Origin of the sequence: Pseudanabaena sp. CCNP1317 (assembly GCF_034931345.1) — a bacterium.
In the GTDB taxonomy this organism is placed as follows: domain Bacteria; phylum Cyanobacteriota; class Cyanobacteriia; order Pseudanabaenales; family Pseudanabaenaceae; genus Pseudanabaena; species Pseudanabaena galeata.
The window spans coordinates 1-15,437 of the sequence record NZ_JAYGIF010000114.1; the positions used below are offsets into that span (position 1 = coordinate 1).

At 42.7% G+C, this 15,437-nt stretch carries 29 protein-coding genes and 1 pseudogene; 25 read left to right on the forward strand and 5 right to left on the reverse strand.

The genetic code is table 11. The annotated features are described in order from the left end of the window. Positions 1–242: 242 nt before the first annotated feature. The gene (locus VB775_RS20930; RefSeq protein WP_281008892.1) at positions 243–587 is read left to right on the forward strand and encodes a hypothetical protein; all 345 of its coding nucleotides are present in this window, start codon (positions 243–245) and stop codon (positions 585–587) included. A gap of 207 nt (positions 588–794) precedes the next feature. Here VB775_RS20930 and VB775_RS20935 read toward each other — a convergent pair whose 3' ends face one another. Then, the gene (locus VB775_RS20935; protein ID WP_281008893.1) at positions 795–1,049 is read right to left on the reverse strand and encodes a hypothetical protein; all 255 of its coding nucleotides are present in this window, start codon (positions 1,047–1,049) and stop codon (positions 795–797) included. A 486-nt stretch (positions 1,050–1,535) separates the two neighbouring features. Between VB775_RS20935 and VB775_RS20940 the strand changes: the two genes are divergently transcribed. After that, the gene (locus tag VB775_RS20940; protein WP_281008894.1) at positions 1,536–1,757 is read left to right on the forward strand and encodes a hypothetical protein; all 222 of its coding nucleotides are present in this window, start codon (positions 1,536–1,538) and stop codon (positions 1,755–1,757) included. Between the two features lie 508 nt (positions 1,758–2,265). Here VB775_RS20940 and VB775_RS20945 read toward each other — a convergent pair. Next, positions 2,266–2,691: a hypothetical protein gene (locus VB775_RS20945; RefSeq protein ID WP_281008895.1), complete on the reverse strand. Its 426-nt coding sequence runs from the start codon at positions 2,689–2,691 to the stop codon at positions 2,266–2,268. Positions 2,692–2,911: 220 nt separating this feature from the next. On the opposite strand from VB775_RS20945, the gene VB775_RS20950 reads away from it, so the two are divergent. From VB775_RS20950 to VB775_RS21010, 13 genes are all read left to right on the forward strand, one after another. Further along, positions 2,912–3,235, forward strand: coding sequence for a hypothetical protein (locus VB775_RS20950; protein WP_281008896.1), 324 nt, complete (start codon positions 2,912–2,914; stop codon positions 3,233–3,235). Between the two features lie 360 nt (positions 3,236–3,595). Continuing rightward, entirely contained in the window at positions 3,596–4,060 is a 465-nt protein-coding gene (locus VB775_RS20955; RefSeq protein WP_281008897.1) for a hypothetical protein, read from the forward strand. Positions 4,061–4,133: 73 nt separating this feature from the next. Beyond that, positions 4,134–4,283 (forward strand): hypothetical protein, encoded by a 150-nt coding sequence (locus VB775_RS20960; RefSeq protein ID WP_281008898.1) that lies wholly within the window; start codon positions 4,134–4,136, stop codon positions 4,281–4,283. After that, positions 4,273–4,494 carry a hypothetical protein gene (locus VB775_RS20965; RefSeq protein ID WP_281008899.1) on the forward strand — a complete coding sequence of 74 codons (222 nt, stop codon included), beginning with the start codon at positions 4,273–4,275 and terminating at the stop codon, positions 4,492–4,494. The genes VB775_RS20960 and VB775_RS20965 overlap by 11 nt, the downstream gene beginning before the upstream one ends. A gap of 46 nt (positions 4,495–4,540) precedes the next feature. Further along, positions 4,541–4,717 carry a hypothetical protein gene (locus tag VB775_RS20970; RefSeq protein ID WP_281008900.1) on the forward strand — a complete coding sequence of 59 codons (177 nt, stop codon included), beginning with the start codon at positions 4,541–4,543 and terminating at the stop codon, positions 4,715–4,717. Between the two features lie 68 nt (positions 4,718–4,785). Next, positions 4,786–5,700, forward strand: a complete 915-nt coding sequence (locus VB775_RS20975; RefSeq protein WP_281008901.1) for an ArdC family protein — start codon at positions 4,786–4,788, stop codon at positions 5,698–5,700. 547 nt (positions 5,701–6,247) lie between these two features. Then, on the forward strand, positions 6,248–6,412 hold the full coding sequence (locus tag VB775_RS20980; RefSeq protein WP_281008902.1) for a hypothetical protein: 165 nt from the start codon (positions 6,248–6,250) through the stop codon (positions 6,410–6,412). A gap of 82 nt (positions 6,413–6,494) precedes the next feature. Continuing rightward, positions 6,495–6,689, forward strand: coding sequence for a hypothetical protein (locus VB775_RS20985; RefSeq protein ID WP_281008903.1), 195 nt, complete (start codon positions 6,495–6,497; stop codon positions 6,687–6,689). Continuing rightward, positions 6,682–7,152, forward strand: coding sequence for a hypothetical protein (locus VB775_RS20990; protein WP_281008904.1), 471 nt, complete (start codon positions 6,682–6,684; stop codon positions 7,150–7,152). Before VB775_RS20985 ends, VB775_RS20990 begins: the two co-directional genes overlap by 8 nt. Positions 7,153–7,220: 68 nt before the next feature. After that, positions 7,221–7,550: a hypothetical protein gene (locus tag VB775_RS20995; RefSeq protein WP_281008905.1), complete on the forward strand. Its 330-nt coding sequence runs from the start codon at positions 7,221–7,223 to the stop codon at positions 7,548–7,550. 80 nt (positions 7,551–7,630) lie between these two features. Then, positions 7,631–7,969: a DUF3768 domain-containing protein gene (locus VB775_RS21000; RefSeq protein WP_281008906.1), complete on the forward strand. Its 339-nt coding sequence runs from the start codon at positions 7,631–7,633 to the stop codon at positions 7,967–7,969. Between the two features lie 67 nt (positions 7,970–8,036). After that, positions 8,037–8,327, forward strand: coding sequence for a hypothetical protein (locus VB775_RS21005; protein WP_281008907.1), 291 nt, complete (start codon positions 8,037–8,039; stop codon positions 8,325–8,327). 9 nt (positions 8,328–8,336) lie between these two features. Further along, the gene (locus VB775_RS21010; protein WP_281008909.1) at positions 8,337–8,573 is read left to right on the forward strand and encodes a hypothetical protein; all 237 of its coding nucleotides are present in this window, start codon (positions 8,337–8,339) and stop codon (positions 8,571–8,573) included. 69 nt (positions 8,574–8,642) lie between these two features. On the opposite strand, the gene VB775_RS21015 is transcribed toward VB775_RS21010, so the two are convergent. Further along, positions 8,643–8,990 (reverse strand): hypothetical protein, encoded by a 348-nt coding sequence (locus VB775_RS21015; protein ID WP_281008910.1) that lies wholly within the window; start codon positions 8,988–8,990, stop codon positions 8,643–8,645. A 175-nt stretch (positions 8,991–9,165) separates the two neighbouring features. Here VB775_RS21015 and VB775_RS21020 point away from each other — a divergent pair, with 175 nt between their 5' ends. Genes VB775_RS21020 through VB775_RS21065 form a run of 10 tightly spaced genes read left to right on the forward strand, consistent with a single transcriptional unit; the run spans position 9,166 to position 12,954 of the window. After that, positions 9,166–9,303, forward strand: a complete 138-nt coding sequence (locus VB775_RS21020) for a hypothetical protein (RefSeq protein WP_323216936.1) — start codon at positions 9,166–9,168, stop codon at positions 9,301–9,303. Next, positions 9,278–9,517: a hypothetical protein gene (locus tag VB775_RS21025; RefSeq protein ID WP_281008912.1), complete on the forward strand. Its 240-nt coding sequence runs from the start codon at positions 9,278–9,280 to the stop codon at positions 9,515–9,517. Before VB775_RS21020 ends, VB775_RS21025 begins: the two co-directional genes overlap by 26 nt. A 16-nt stretch (positions 9,518–9,533) precedes the next feature. Next, complete coding sequence (locus VB775_RS21030; RefSeq protein WP_281008913.1) at positions 9,534–9,722, forward strand: hypothetical protein; 189 nt, start codon at positions 9,534–9,536, stop codon at positions 9,720–9,722. A gap of 54 nt (positions 9,723–9,776) precedes the next feature. Further along, positions 9,777–9,926, forward strand: a complete 150-nt coding sequence (locus VB775_RS21035) for a hypothetical protein (protein WP_281008914.1) — start codon at positions 9,777–9,779, stop codon at positions 9,924–9,926. Continuing rightward, the gene (locus VB775_RS21040; protein ID WP_281008915.1) at positions 9,923–10,909 is read left to right on the forward strand and encodes a hypothetical protein; all 987 of its coding nucleotides are present in this window, start codon (positions 9,923–9,925) and stop codon (positions 10,907–10,909) included. Before VB775_RS21035 ends, VB775_RS21040 begins: the two co-directional genes overlap by 4 nt. Then, entirely contained in the window at positions 10,900–11,085 is a 186-nt protein-coding gene (locus tag VB775_RS21045) for a hypothetical protein (protein WP_281008916.1), read from the forward strand. Before VB775_RS21040 ends, VB775_RS21045 begins: the two co-directional genes overlap by 10 nt. Further along, positions 11,082–12,176 carry a hypothetical protein gene (locus tag VB775_RS21050; protein ID WP_281008917.1) on the forward strand — a complete coding sequence of 365 codons (1,095 nt, stop codon included), beginning with the start codon at positions 11,082–11,084 and terminating at the stop codon, positions 12,174–12,176. The genes VB775_RS21045 and VB775_RS21050 overlap by 4 nt, the downstream gene beginning before the upstream one ends. Further along, a complete protein-coding gene (locus VB775_RS21055; protein ID WP_281008918.1) occupies positions 12,173–12,394 on the forward strand; it encodes a hypothetical protein in 222 nt (73 codons plus the stop codon). The genes VB775_RS21050 and VB775_RS21055 overlap by 4 nt, the downstream gene beginning before the upstream one ends. A 4-nt stretch (positions 12,395–12,398) precedes the next feature. Beyond that, the gene (locus VB775_RS21060; RefSeq protein ID WP_281008919.1) at positions 12,399–12,584 is read left to right on the forward strand and encodes a hypothetical protein; all 186 of its coding nucleotides are present in this window, start codon (positions 12,399–12,401) and stop codon (positions 12,582–12,584) included. A gap of 4 nt (positions 12,585–12,588) precedes the next feature. Further along, on the forward strand, positions 12,589–12,954 hold the full coding sequence (locus tag VB775_RS21065; RefSeq protein WP_281008920.1) for an ASCH domain-containing protein: 366 nt from the start codon (positions 12,589–12,591) through the stop codon (positions 12,952–12,954). Here the strand turns inward: VB775_RS21065 and VB775_RS21070 are convergent. After that, complete coding sequence (locus tag VB775_RS21070) at positions 12,951–14,357, reverse strand: recombinase family protein (RefSeq protein ID WP_281008921.1); 1,407 nt, start codon at positions 14,355–14,357, stop codon at positions 12,951–12,953. The two genes, VB775_RS21065 and VB775_RS21070, sit on opposite strands and share 4 nt — an antisense overlap. 32 nt (positions 14,358–14,389) lie before the next feature. Beyond that, positions 14,390–15,421 (reverse strand): annotated as a pseudogene (locus VB775_RS21075) (YifB family Mg chelatase-like AAA ATPase); the annotation flags it as partial. Between the last annotated feature and the right edge of the window lie 16 nt (positions 15,422–15,437).

Here is a 15,437-nt window from a genome sequence, read left to right on the forward strand (position 1 = left end):
CTTTGCTTCTTGATTACACTCTGTCATGAGAAAATACATCTATTATTATTCTGAAGAGCCTAATTCTAATAGCTTTTAGGCTCTTTTTCTTGTTCTCGTTCCCCTTGTCATGCATAATTCAGGCTAGCAGTCCCAAGTTATCAGTTATTTCCAGTACAAGATTGTCCCTTCGTTTCCGTGAGCCAAAAAATCTTTACCAATAGCGATCGCTCTTATTAGAAATTAGAGCTAGGCAGATTTTTATGGCCCACTTTACCGACTACCCAGAAACATTGATACTTCGTGTCCGAACCTGTGCTGTCATCGTGCTATTCGGCAACCTTCCTGCGAACACCCAAGATTACCGATCGCACCATGACAAAGGCACAAGAGGCACAGCGATCGCTAAGTCAGTTTGCAAAGCCCGTAACTGCTTAACGATCGCCATGCCGAGAATCAGCGCAAAACAATATCTATGGCGATCGCTTTGTACCCAGAAAATATTGATTTCCGTTGGTCAGTTTGTTCTATGGGGGACACCCCCAATCCCCCGATCCTATATGGTTGCTTCGCGTCCGAACCTGTGCCGATGCAGTGCGATCGCTTAGGGTTTCTGAATGATTTTAGTACTGGCGATCGCACCGCATCGTAAGGCACAAAGAAGCATAGCGAAAAACAAAGATCTTCCTGTCTACGCCCAAGATCTTTGTTTTTCGCCATGCCCAGAAACAACGGACTAAACTTTTATTTAATTGGGAAGTTTCCCAAACCCTCGATCGCATATTGATACTGCGTAATCCGAACCTGTGCTGTCATCACGAAATTTTCAAAATTCTCGAAGGGCTAAGCAGGAATTTTGAAAATTTCGCCATGACAAAGGCACGGAGAGACACAGTGCTATTCGCCGATCTTCCTGCTGCACCCAAGATCGACGATCGCACCGTGTCGGTAAGTTGAAAGTTTGTTGATTCTCGTTCTAGGGGAAAGTTGCAAAAGCTAAGAGCGATCTCCCGAATAGTTTGCTTTGTAGCTGCGTTGACGGCGGCGGCTAGGTGCTGAATAGCGATCACTGTCTCAGAAATTTAGAGTTATTGCACCTAGCCCACCACCTTGAGTAACTAAATCTATATTGACGGGCAAAGCCCGATCCGAACTGTGCTGTCATAGTGCGATCGCTAAAATCTTAAAGGACTGAGCATAATTTTAGCGATCGCACCATGACAAAAGCACGAAAGATCGGCAAGGCGAATCGCCATGACTATAGAGTTCGGTTCTATATCTTTAGCGATCGCACAGGTTATGTCTGCTACTAGCGCCCCGTTGGTAGCTTAGTTTACTGCCCTCGGTGAACAATACCCCCCTGAAGTCGGTTAAATCGAGTGAGATACTTGTGGGTAGGGGTATTGTTCACCTTGGGGCTAGTTACTCGGTTGCTAGGTTATCCCGCTTGAAGCGAAGCATACGCTTCGCAGGTGATCTCTAAGAGAAAATTTTGCTGTCTATGTTGAGAGGTTTTACCTATAATTGTTGCTTCGCATTTTGAATGTGCTGTTGCAGTGCGATCGCTTACCTCATTAAAGCCCAAGGTATCAGCAAGCGATCGCACCGCAACAAAGGCACATAGAACGACAGAGCTATTCACCGATCTTCCTGTCAAAGCCCAAGATCGGCGATCGCTCCGTCGTCAGAAACAATTGTTGCTTCGCGTTTATGCGATCGGGCAAAATGCCATTTGTTTGATTGGGGAAGTGTCCCCAAACCCCTCGATCGCATATTGACTGAACTTTTGTTGATTGAGCCGCAAAAGGTACAAATCCCAGCCTAGCAAGGGGCGCAAGGGGATTATTTGTTTATTTTGATAGACACCCCTTGCGCTCCCTTGCTCTTTGTGGGCTGTGTACCTTTTGCGGCTAGGAATATTGACTATACTTTTGTTTATGTGGGGATACCCCACACCCCGATCTATATTGATGCTTCGCAATCCGAACTGTGCCAGTGCAGTGCAATCAAAAAAAGTTTTAAGGGCTGAGCAGACTTTTTTGATTGCACCGCACTGCAAAGGCACGAAGAAGCGCCGATTTCATCCGCGCCAAGAAATATGGACGGCAAAGCCGATTTGTTTAATCCGATCGCAGGGGGACGTTCATTGGCACTCCCCCTGCACCCCCTCGCCTAGTGTGTGTGTGGGCTTTTGGGTTGTCGATGGGGTTCGAGTTTTCTGCTTAGGGCGGCGTTTTTTTGCCTCACCTCTAGCCCCCACTGGGGCGGCTGCGCCGCCCGACCACCTCAGATCCAGTCTGGGGCTTCGAGTCCATCAACTAGCCAGTGTATTTCGACAGTTACGCCTAGTCCTTTTGCTAGTGCCACAGTTCCCCACGTTCCTGATCCGTTTGCTCCTTTCCAGTTTTTAGCGGGCTTTAGTCCTTGTGGTGCTGGTTTGTTTGCCCATGCGTGCAGTGTCCCTCCTGCGGATGCGATCGCCTTTACCATGCGAGTGCTTCTCTCTGCGTAGTGCCATTTCTCAGAGCCATTTACTTCATATATGTTTAGTTTTCCATTTACTACCCAGTTTCTTGCTAGTTCATCCACTCCAGCCGCGTCGCCTATGTGCCACTCGTTGCCAGCGTGGTCTAGTTCCCACAGTTCATATTTGATTTGCTCCTCTTGCTCAGTGGTTAGTTTTCTTGCTCCAGTCACTCCGATTACTGCCATTTTCTCTACCCCTTTTTCTTTTTATTATATCACAATTTGCAACCTATTTAGATTGCAATTAGTATCTACTTAGATTACAATATAGATCTAGTTTCAAGGTGATTTCATGGACTTCGATCAAATTTATTTGCACTCAAAAAAACTTTTATCCAAGTATGGAAAAGCGGATAAAAGTAGTCTTACCGAAGACAGAAAAATTGTTTGGATTGGAAAGCAGCCTTTGTTTACAAAAAAGATGGAAATTGATGGACATGACGACCAATTTATAAAGGCGATCGCTACAGAGATTTATCCAGAGCATGACTATATTTTGATCTGCGGTGGAAACACTGAAATTAATCCCCATCGTGATGCTACTTACGCTTTACCAGAGGCAGTTTCGATTAATTTAGGTGGTATGGCATATTTTGACCATGAGGACGGCTGCAAATGGCTAAAGCATGGCGATGTAACTGCATTTAATTGCAAACGATTACATGCAGTCCTAGAGGCAGATCTAGACAGAATTTCTATATGTATTTGGAAAAGAAATCCTAAGTGGTAAGTTCTATAAAAAGTTCCGTAACCTCAAAAATTAGCCCCCTCCTAGTCTGCAAGCAGTGTTAAGCAAAGGATTCAGGAGGGGGCTAATTTTTTTGAGGTTACTAGATGCCACCCCAGAAAAAAGACAAAATATTTTTTAAATTTGTAATCTAAATAGGTTGCAATTGTATCCTAAATAGATTACAATTAGATTAATCGAATAGAGGTTTGAAGCGCCTCCAAGCTTCCCAGAGTTAAACATAGGTGTGAGCGCCCAGCCGAGGCTATGTATCGACACCATTTTCCGCCGAAACCTACAGCGAAAAGAGAAGGTTTAAGCATTCATCAAATCCACTCAAATTTATTACTAAGGACTAAGACCATGATTTCATTGATTTCATTCAAAATTATCGCGACTGACAGCCACATTGAAGCGCTGAAAACACGCAATCACATCAAAACCTACACAGTGCATGAATGTAAGCAAACCGATCGCATTGGTTATATTTCCGAGCTTGTCCAAACTTTCGATCTTGCTGGCACTCTGATCAAATCTTCTCAAAGAATCAAGAGCTATTATTTCGGCTTCCCTAACACCTCCCAAGCGGAGAAGTTTGCAGACTGTGCAAAATACAAGTTTCCAGATCTGCAAAAGCTTGATACCCATTGCGAAGCGAGACTGTCTAAGCGTCTCAAGTCACCGTTTGAAGTCAAAATCCGCAACTTGAAAGAGATTGAAGAAAGTCTACATGCTTTCTTTTTCAAGTGTATCGATCAAGAACTCAATGGCAAGAAGGTTGTCGAGATTGACGTTAACGAAGTCAAGAAGCGTTTAGCACGGATATAAAAAAAGCGACCTGAGCTAAGTCCTAAAACTGGCTCAAGTCCACTCAAATTTATTACTAATCGGATTGTAGCAGATGAACTATAACGCCTTACTAGATCAGGCTGAAGAATGGCTCGATCGCAATGCTTGTGCAGAGTTTGAAGCTTGGCTTGATGCTCAAGAGGTGCATTACCCAGAGCCTAGCAAGATCATCGAATGTGAGGACTATCAAGATGACTTCTAGTGAACTCATTACAACCTGCAATCCACACGTTAAAGAGTGGGATTGGCTGACACCTGACGAGGCATCTGGCTTAATACCTAACCCTTTTAACTCTGTGTATTTCTACACATTAAGGGGCAACTGTTTAAAAGCAGATGCGATCGACTCTGAGTTTATCTATGCAGGAAGTCTCAGGAGATCTCTTGCTGATGTAGCGATTTTTAGAGGCTAACAACGAGATCGCCGCTACCCAGTGGCGATCGCCTCACACAAACTCTATGCAATCTAAACACATGAAAGGAAAGGTCAAGACTTTTAAAACCGTAGGCGATCAAAAGGCATTAGATCGGCAAAAGATGATCGCTTTGCACTATGTACAGGTCGCGATTGATCGAGATCGTTTAGAGGAAGAAGCCCTAACAATGGCTCAATCTAAGGACGATTACGAATATTAAACCATCTGCGATCGCTGTCATCCGATGGCGATCGCCTCTCAAGTCCACTCAAATTTATTACTAGAAAAATGACTAAATACGAAGCAAGCGATAAGTTTGAAATCGTCACAGATAAACTTATCCAACTTTTAGAGACAGGTGTTAAACCTTGGACTAAACCTTGGCATTCTCAAACCTCAGAGAGCATCTTTCGCAACATTGTTACAGGACATTGCTACAAAGGCATTAACCCGATCATCTGTTTGATTGACATCCTAACTTTAGGAGACGATCGCCCGTATTTTGTGGGCTTTAGCCAAGCTAAAGATCTTGGATGGAAGCTTAACAAGGGAAGTAAATCGACTTGGCTAAGATGGGGCGGCACGGTTGCCAAATCGACTGAGAACGAGAATGGCGAAACTGAAAAGCATTTTTACAATGCTTGCAAATGGCTGAATGTTTTCCATGTCAGTTTGTTTGATGACTCAGAGGCAAAAATTAAAATTGCTGATTATGCCGCCAAGTATGAAGCTCAAAAGCTTGAAGTCATTAACCCCGATGCAAGGTTGCAAGAAGCCGATCGCCTTATTACTGCTACAGGTGCAAAGATTCGCTATGGCGGCGATCGGGCTTGCTACTCTCCACAGGTAGACGCGATCCTGATGCCACAGTTTGAGCAGTTCACCAGCGCATCAAGTTTTTATGCAACATCAATCCACGAGCTGACTCACTGGACAGGACATCAAAGCCGATGCGATCGCGATTTATCTGGCAGGTTTGGATCTTCTAAATATGCCTATGAAGAACTGATCGCTGAGATTGGGGCGGCTTTTACTTGTAACCATTTGGGCATTAGTGGCGAGATGGAAAACCATGCAAGCTATATCGGCTCATGGATTAAAGCTTTGAAGGATGACAAAAAGTATTTCTTCAAAGCAGCGACCGAGGCAAGAAAAGCAAGCGAGTTTCTACTTAATGCCAACAGTCAACAGTTAGCCGCTTGATTCTTTTTGAGCTAGTCAAAGGCGATCGCCTCTCAGTATTAATTTTTGCTTTAAATACTATGCGATCGCGTTTGACTAGCCCCACTTTTTACACCAAATTTACTACTAACTAAAACCATGATTAACAAAAATTGTCCCAACTGTGGAAGCCGCCACATTTAAGAAGCTATCAACTTTTTCAAGTGTGATGATTGCTCAACTATTTGGACTGACAAAGACGATTTTGACCATGAAGATTGTGAGCCATCTTTCAACACATCGGCACATCGTGAATACCTTGCTGAGTGTGCCTATGAAGATAGCTTTTCTGAGTAATTAATCAACTTGCGATCGCAGCGAGTAACTGCGATCGCCCAACTTTCTACCAAAATTTATTTCATTCCTATCTATGGTCAATATTGAAGTTAAACGGCTTTTTGATACTCCCTACGGAAAAGTACAACGTTTTGGATTTTGGCACAACTTAGATGAGCAAGATTTTGATTGTAAATACATCGAAATCCATCTCTGGTTTATGTTTGCAATCTTTATTCAGTAGGTAAAACTTATGGAATGCCCAAATTGTGGAAGTACAAACACTGATTTTAATCCTCATTTTCTTTGCAATGAGTGTGATGATTGCGGTCATCAGTGGGACTTTCAAGACGCTGATGAAACCGCTACAGAATCTCTCAGGGCTGAGCTAGAGAGTAGCTGGCAATCTGAAGAGTAAATCTATCTATTGCGATCGCTTATCAATTCCGTTAAGCGATCGCTTTCCCCTAGAACTCAAAATCTAATTTTCCCCTAGAACAATGACTGAAAAACAACGGGCTTTAATTCTCTTTTCTATTAGAGAATTACAAATGAGTATCCAATACGATCACGATGGGATGCTAGCTAATTTGAAAGATTTTTACGGTGTAGCGATCGGGTCAGCCGATGAGCTTTTTACTACTTTGGAAGATTTGGCAAAAACAGTTAATTTGGAGGGCTTGAGCAATGGCTAATGATATTGAAGTTTATGCAACTCAGGTAACAGAAATCTTACCAGTACCACAAAGTCCCCTGCCAATTAGAGATATTCTGCAAGCCCTTAGCCGCCCATTGCCTGCAAAGATGCTTGAAACCAAGAGCTTGAAAGGTCAAAAGATTACTTTTCTATCATGGAGATTTATCCCACCAATTCTTGATAAATATTGCCGTGGATGGTGTTGGGAAATTCGCACAGTGCAAACAACAAACGATCGCATTTTTTTAGTTGGGCGGCTGACAATACCAACGGCGGACGGGATGGTATGGAGAGAAGCTACAGGAACAGAAATGCTGAAGGAGGTCAAGACCGATAAAGTTACGGGTGAATTGATCGAGCGTGAGATTGCCTATGGTGATCCTTCTAGCAACGCCGAATCTATGGCATTTCGCCGCGCCTGTGCCAAATTCGGGTTAGGGCTTTATCTTTACAGCAAATAAACCTTTGCGCTGATTTTGGGGAGTTGCGCCCCCACTCTCTAAATAAAACTTATTCACTAGGTAATCCAATGAAATCGACTAGATGGAAATGTGATATTTGCGATGGTAACTGTACTGTTGAAATCAATGGCATTTTAGATATTTGCGAAAATTGCGACGGTATTGGCTACAGCGATCGCGGCAATTATTGGCAAGAAAAAATCGACACATCTGAGTATCAAGGATATCTGCTAGAAGTCTATTCTCGTCAACTTGGCTTTGGTGTGCGTGTCATCAAAAAGCAGCCATTCATCGACACAACAACCATCGCACTCACTCAGGAAATGGCGATCGCAAAAGCTAAAAGCTATGTCGATCATGAGCTTGAAGGCGTTGAATATGACGATATCCCATTCTAAATCTTAGAGCCTCTGTAATTGCTGCGAACAAATACAGAGGCAACCCAACCAACCGTACAAATTAATCAGGTAAATCAATTATGTCTCAATCCATAGTCACCACAATGATCGCCCAACTTAATGACCAATTTCGTGGCGGCGATCGCACCTTGGGAATTTTCAATGCTACGGCTAGCGTGGCAAGCTTGCCCCCCGAAAGACTTGCTGCAATTACCAAAGCGATCGCAGATTTTGACGACTTCAACCCAGACAATGATCCCTATGGTGAGCATGATTTAGGCTTTATTGAGTTAGATGGCGATCGCTATATGTGGAAAATAGATTATTTAGATCGGGATTTGAAATATCTCAGCAAAGACCCCGCAGATCCAAGGCTGACTAGACGGGTAATGAATATCATGTTTGCCAACGAATATTAGACCTTATGGGGATTGTTTAGTCAGTCCCCTTAAATTTAGTCTTTTTAGATTACAATTGTGACCGATTATGAACGCTGTATTAAATAAAGTCGTGAATAGCTCAGAGCTTACGAAAGTGCAACTAGAAGCGGTTAAAAACCGTGCGATCATCCTATGGGGTGAAAAAAAATGGTTGTCTAAATTAGTTACAGAATACGAGCGTGTCACTGATGCTGAACCAAGAACAAGATCGACTATGGTGAGACGTTGGTTTGACCCTGAAGGAAATGCGCCGACTCTGGAAAGTTTTAATGGTTTATTACTTGCCGTAGGCTGCAAGATGTCGATCGAATGTCCAACAACTGAGAAAATTTTATAGGAGAAAATCATGAGAGCTTTGCCAAAAATCAACCTTGAATCAATTGAAAAGATTTACAAACTCTTACCTCATCATGAAGTTTTCCCTCTTGTTTTGCGGATAAAATCCAAAGGCGATCGCTTCACAGATATTGATACTGATAATCATGGTTTTCAAGCTGTTGAAGACACTGAAGATTGGCTTAGATTCAATGGCTTTACGATAGAAGAGGTTGATCTATCACTTGAAGATATATCTGGGGATTAAGTGAATATGCGCTAGTACGGCGATCTCACTTGGAGGCGATCGCTATACTTTTTTCAAATGCATGATTAATTAAAGCTTAGATGAGATCGAAGTCTTCAACCTTTCAAGCATCATCATTGCAAGGCGAAACATCTCGGCATCACTCAAATGATTGGTCAGCGATAGCAAATCCTCAGCCTTTTTGGGCGTAAAATCTGCCTCGTGCCCCCGCAGTTCCGACATTAAATCATCCAAACTTTGTCCCCGATTCACTGCAATTTTCTCTAGACTTTCACGATTTGGAAATCCTGAACAATCAAGCCAAGACGCTAACGTAACGTGTGACACCCCCATATCCTTAGCGAATTTACGCACGGTACGATCACCCTGCGCGTGCTTCAAAATCCCTGAAAGCTTCAGTCTTACATCATCTGTCATGAATAGGTAGCAACTTAAATATATCTGCATTTTAGCTTAATAGACTCTTGCTAAGCGCCTTAAAAAACATTAGTATTGTAGCAAGACTTACCACTATTGTTAGTAAGTCTTACCACCATTACAAGAAAGCTTTATGGCGAGAAGGAAATCTAATACTCCAAGGATGAAAAAGACGATGCACGTTTTGCCTGAAACAGCCCAGTTTATTGAAACTGAAGCTAGTTCTAGGAACATTTACGAAGCGTCAGTTATTGACGAAGCGATCGCACTATTAAGGAAGACAAAAGATGCAAATCTCTCTTCTGTTGCGTAATTCTGTTTCAAGATTCAATCAAGCCGCCGATGCTGTTTGTGTTGAATGGAGCTTAAAGATCGGTTCTAGTGGAATCTGCTCACCATGCGATCGCCTTCTATTTGAAAGTCTCGTAAGAACAAAATTGACCGCTTCTATTTCTGAGGTAGAAGCGGTCGTACACACAAATATTAGTGGGGCTAATACCTATGTGCAAACCAAGCTTAGCGCGTAAAAGCGTATGTGTTGATTTGAATAAATCTAGTGTCGATGTTGACCAGTTGGCGGGGCGACTGGGAGGCAATTGCTACTTCTTCTATGTGGGTAGCGATTCCATTACTCAGGCTTTTGTATTTAGCAAAGAATTGATCGCACAACAGTTTCTAAATGCTGTGCAATTTTTTCCTGAATTTCTCAGCGGAAAGCTTGACTCTATATAAAAAAAACCCGATCGCGCAAACAATCGGGACACAAACTTTTGTTCAGTTTCTAATATGACACAAGAAAATTATTTGGAGTATCTAAGATTACTCCATGAGTATGGTATCGAAGTAGCTAGAGGCTACGCAAGGCTAGTTGAAGGTAAGGATTATCTAAATCCCAATCCCCTAACCCGTGCAAGAACAGGGAGGGCTAAGCGATGAGTGAGTTTTACCAAGTCACTCCCAGTGTCGCTAAAGCACTTAGAAAGGCAAACCTAACCGCGTCTGAGTGGAAAATTTGGAGCTATCTGGTAGAGGTCGATCCTTGGGGCGATCGCTATGAAGAGGTAGAAACCTTAGCTGTAATGTCTGTCTGCGACGTTAGCAAGGCTACATATTACCGAGCGATCGCCAAGTTTCAAGATGGGAAAATCTTTGATTTTCAAGATAAAGGTTTTAATGTCCGAAATTTGCACGGTGTACGCAGTCTCAAAAATGAGAAAACTGTCGCAGAAATGAGACAAACTGACAAAATTTCAGATTCTCAAAACTGCGAAAACAGTCTCAAAAATGAGAAAACTGTCGCAGAAATGAGACAACTTTCTCAAAACTGCGAAAATCGAGTCTCGAAAGTGTCTTGTAGCAATGGTTCTGGAACGCCTCAGATCTCTTCAGAAGATCCAAAAGATCCAGATCAGATCGATCAGGATGAATCTTTTAATTTTGAAAATGCAAATCCTGAAAATTTAGAGATTTCTGAGCAAGATGCATTGGCACTTATACAGGCAAATTTAGATCGTGATGAAAAATGCGATTTAAAGCCCGTTAAAGGCATTGACCTTATAAACACACCTGAAAAAGTGGCAAATCCTATTAGTGGCGATCCTTTCCGCCGTGCGCTTGAAGATTTTATTATTTCTTTTCTCAAGATTGAGATTAGCGATGAAAAGCGCCCTGCTTACTTCAAAAGATTTAAGCCTGAAGACTGGGATAAGTGGCAGACAAAATATAAAGCCGCTAATAGCCCACCAGTAAAAGTTGAGCAGCGCGATCCAGTTGCCGAAGATCCGTGGCGTGTTGAGAATGCGATCGCCTCAATGGTCATGTGCAAGGACTTTCAATCAGTCGAAAACAGGCTTGCAATTGTTGAAAAAACTAATCCAATTTTGGCTACTCAGTTACGGGAGAAGTATTTATGCAGTTAGATATTTTTTCGGTTGTTCCAAATAGTTCTAGTGGAGATTTTCCAAGAGCGATCGCCCCAGTCGATCCGAAAGTTGAAGAAGCTTGTAATGTCAAGTTTGCGGTTGTAGAAGTCGATATGTACGGCTCAACAATTGAGTATTCGTGCAATATCAAAAATTTGGAGGTAGTCGAATGATTGTTGAATCAGAGCTACCAATTGCGATTGAAATATTGCAACCAAATAAAGGCGATCGCATTGTTGAAGATGCAAACTTTGGAGACTATAAGCTAGATTGTCTAGTTCGTGAGGGCAATTTTTTAAAGGCTCAACCAGTTAAAGGCTTATCTGATCAAGTTTGTTGGGTAGTTCGGCTTGATAGTGGGAAGCAAGGATTTTTCGATCCTAGTATCTGCAAGATTACCGAACGTGCAGCCGCGTCTGATCTAGTGGAAGAGAGTAAAACAGAAACTCCACTAGAACCACAATTCAAAGTAGGCGATCGCTTGAGAATTACAGAAAATAGAGAACTTTACGATCTACTTAGACCGATTTGTAATTGGTACTCAGGACGCGAATTGGCAACCTTTGCGGTTAATGCGTTAGGTCATGCCTTGTCCAATGCAATGCAGGGCAAAATTAACCAATCTGTTGAACTTCTTACCCCTGAAGTTATGGCGGAAGTCATTAAGCCTAAGCCCGAAGTTAAAAAGCTAAAGGAGTTTCTTAATAATTTCGTGCCTAGCATCGATGACGCGGAATTGCCTGTTTTTGCCGAGGAAATCACCCCAGAGCCTACTAAATCCGTTGCAAATTTACGCATGGATGAAAGCAAGGTTTCTGTTTTGGTAGAAGTTGATCAACCTGTTCTAGTGGAGAGTAATGATCGTCGCGATCACACCCATCCTCAAAAAAAGAAGCGGGTATCAAGTTCTGGATACGCTTACCCAGATAAACCGAGCGAGTCTAGAGAATGGTTTGAAGATTATACAAATCGAAAGGATCAAGAACGCCTATGTTTCTTGAAATCAGAACGAGATCGCCTAATTAGCTCAGGGGCAAGCCCTAAAGGAATTTGGATCGAAAAGTCTAAGCCCGCACACAAGCCAAATTTTGTACAAGCTGTTTGGAAATCTGATAAACCACGTCCAGAGTGGGGTGATAAAAAATCTCAGTACATCGGTAAAGAGAATAGTGAAGAGCATTTATCAGCGATCGCTCAACATCGTGCGGGTCAGGAACTAAGAAAAATCGAGCGTGAAATTAAAAAATTACAGGTGAAATCATGACTAATGAAACTTGGATTTATTTGCACACACAGGAATACAGGGGCAAGGAAATTGCAGTTTACAGCGTCGATCATTGGTTTGGTGGGCGAGTTGTTGGAACTACTCATGAAACTGAGGCAGATCTAGAAGAGTTCGTCATTGATAGGTGCAAGCAAGTCATCGATCAGACCTTCCCACAACCAGCCCGTGAAATTTACACAGACGATATCCCCTTTTAAAAACATGATTATCACCAAGACTGACTGCGAAGATTTCATTAACAAGGTTTCCCTAATGCGATCGCTGCAAAAGCAATATTTCAAATCCCGAAACATCGACATTCTCAGACAATCCAAAGCCGCCGAGCTTGCAGTTGACAAGGCTATCCAAGAATTTACTGCTACATCCAAACAAACCTCACTTTTTTAAATCTATGCCAGTACTATCATTCTCAGTTCACAAAGAAAAAATTAAAAGCGGCGCGAAGCGCCACACCATCAGAGCACTGCGAAAGTTTCCGATTAAAGTTGGCGACAAATTGTATCTGTGGTGGAAACAGCGATCGCCAGAGCGTGAAAAGTTGGGAGAGGCTAAATGTATAAAAGTTTCAGACGTGCTTATCAATGCCGATGGTGTCAACATTGACGACAAAATCATCATTAATAAAATCGGACTAGATAATTTTGCGATCGCTGATGGTTTCAATGATTGGCAACAGTTGATCGAGTTCTTCGACAAAGACGGTTTACCATTTGAGGGTGTGTTGATTCAATGGGATAACATCAAGTCACCTTTCTAAATCTTTAGTTCAACACCAACAACCTCACCATCTTTAACCACAATGCGATTTATCAAAGCCCGATAGATCGTTTTTTTGTCTGTATCTGGCAAAGTTGCAAAAAAACTAGGATTTTGAAAAGTTTCCACTAGAACCGATCGCAATTCATTATCAACTTGTTTACCAACAGTTAGCCCGTACTCTAAATTACTAATCTGTGATTTAAGTTGTTCTTTGGCAAGTGCGATCGCAGGGTTATAGGTCAAAGTCTCTAAAGTAGCTAATTGCCCCCGTAATTCGCGCAATTCTAAAGGCTCAACTCGTTCTAGTGAAATTTCTGCAATATTGGCTATTTGTTCAGCACGTTTAGTTAAAGCAGCGATCGCCAAGGCTTCAATAGTTTCAAATTTATATGTCGATCGCTGAGAGCATGATTTACCCGCAGGGCGCTTAGATCTGGTTCGGCAATAGAAAGATCTAAGCCTATGAAATTCGACTTTCTTACCGCCTGATGGTTTGCTGAGTAGATCGCAACTTACACCACACTCACCGCAAAATACCAAGCCCGAAAGTGGATTTATAAATGCTGTACGATTCTTACCCCAGATCTTGATATTTTCTTGCAGTATTTCAGCGATCGCTCGTTGTTCATGCTCAGTCATTAAAGCCTGATCCACATGGGTATTAAAAATAATCTGCCCCCCTTGTGGAAGATTTGCAGGCTTAGGCTCCCTTTTATCGTAAGGAGTATGACCAACTAATACAGGATTTAAGAGCCATTGCCGCAAACCCGAAACACTCCAACGCTTACCATGTTTCTCATAAATTTCTCGCGTGACAATTGGTAACGTCTTGTGTGACAGATACAAATCAATGCTTTCCCTTGCGATCGCTGCTTTGTCAGGGTCAAGCACATATTGCTGATTAACTCGTTTATAGCCGTAGGGAATGCGTGGATTTGCCTTATGTAAGTCCCTTAAATTTTGATAGCCATCCCTAACGCGCTTGGAAGTTTTGCGACTCTCGTATTCTGCTTGTATACCTTTTTGTCTGGACTCATACCACTCATTAGGATCGATAAAATTGATATAGCGATCGCTGTCAAGTTCGTAAATTAATACGCCCGTCTCCTCTAATGTCTGCAAAAATTTAGCTGATGTAACCGACTCACGACTTAGGCGATCGAGTGCGGTCACTGTAATTTGCTTAACCCGTTTTTGTTTAACAAGCTCGACAATCCTTTGAAAGTCACCACGCTTAGAATCACCCCACGACCTACCGCTTGCTACATCCTGAAATATTTCAGTACAGCCAGCCTTAGCCAATCGATTAAGCTGAGTTTCTAAACCATGCTTTTTATTGGCTTGTTCTTCACGCGAAACTCGTGCATAGCCAAGGTTTTGTATAATTAAATCGCTAGACATCTCTCTAAATACTGGTTTGTCGCATTATAATTCACTAGAGTAAATTGGGCGGGGAAAGTTACCGATTGACGAGTGCGCGATATGCTCACAAAGCCATCTTCTAAGGGTTGGCGCAAAAACTCTAATACGTCGCGCTTAAACTCTGTTAATTCGTCTAAAAACAAGATCCCATTTGTTGCCAAGGTGATCTCTCCAGGGCGAGGAAAGCTGCCACCACCTACAAGTGAGGGGCCAGACGCAGAATGATGGGGACTACGAAAGGGGCGATCGCTTACCAGACCTTTACCCTTTAATAAGCCAGCCACAGAATGAATTCTAGTCACTTCTAAGGCTTCGTCAAAGTTCATATTAGGCAAAATGCTGGGTAAGCGCCTTGCTAATAGGGTTTTGCCTGATCCCGGGGGGCCAACAAAAATCAGATTATGTCCACCTGCGGCGGCAATTTCCAGAGCGCGACGAGCATGTTGCTGGCCCTTTACATCTTTAAGATCTAGCTTAAATTCGCTTTCATGCCATTTCAGATCAGGATTGGCAACTACTGGTGGATATTTGTCGGGGTGCGCTAGGAAATCGCCTACCTCGGTGATACTTTGTAAGCCATATACTGCTAACCCTTTAACTAAAGCCGCTTCTTGAGCATTTTCCTTGGGTACAATAATCCCAACCATGCCTAGCCGTTGAGCAGCAGCAGCGATCGGTAATACGCCTGAAACAGGGCGCAGCGAACCATCAAGGGAAACTTCCCCCAAGAATAGGTGATCGCCTAATAGCTGTGGATCGACCTGTTCAGAGGCAGCTAAAATACCAATGCTAATTGGTAAATCAAAAATAGGTCCTTCTTTACGCAGATCGGCAGGGGTGAGATTAATTACGATCTTTCGCATAGGAAATGCGTAGCCTGCATTTTTGATGGCAGCTTTAACCCGTTCTCGACTTTCTTGAACTGCGGTATCAGGCAGTCCTACTAAAGTAATCCCTGGCAACCCTCCCGATACATCTACCTCTACACCCACTTGGATGGCATCGATACCTAAAATTGAGGCACTCCAAACCCTTGCTAGCACTTTTTACCTATCATAG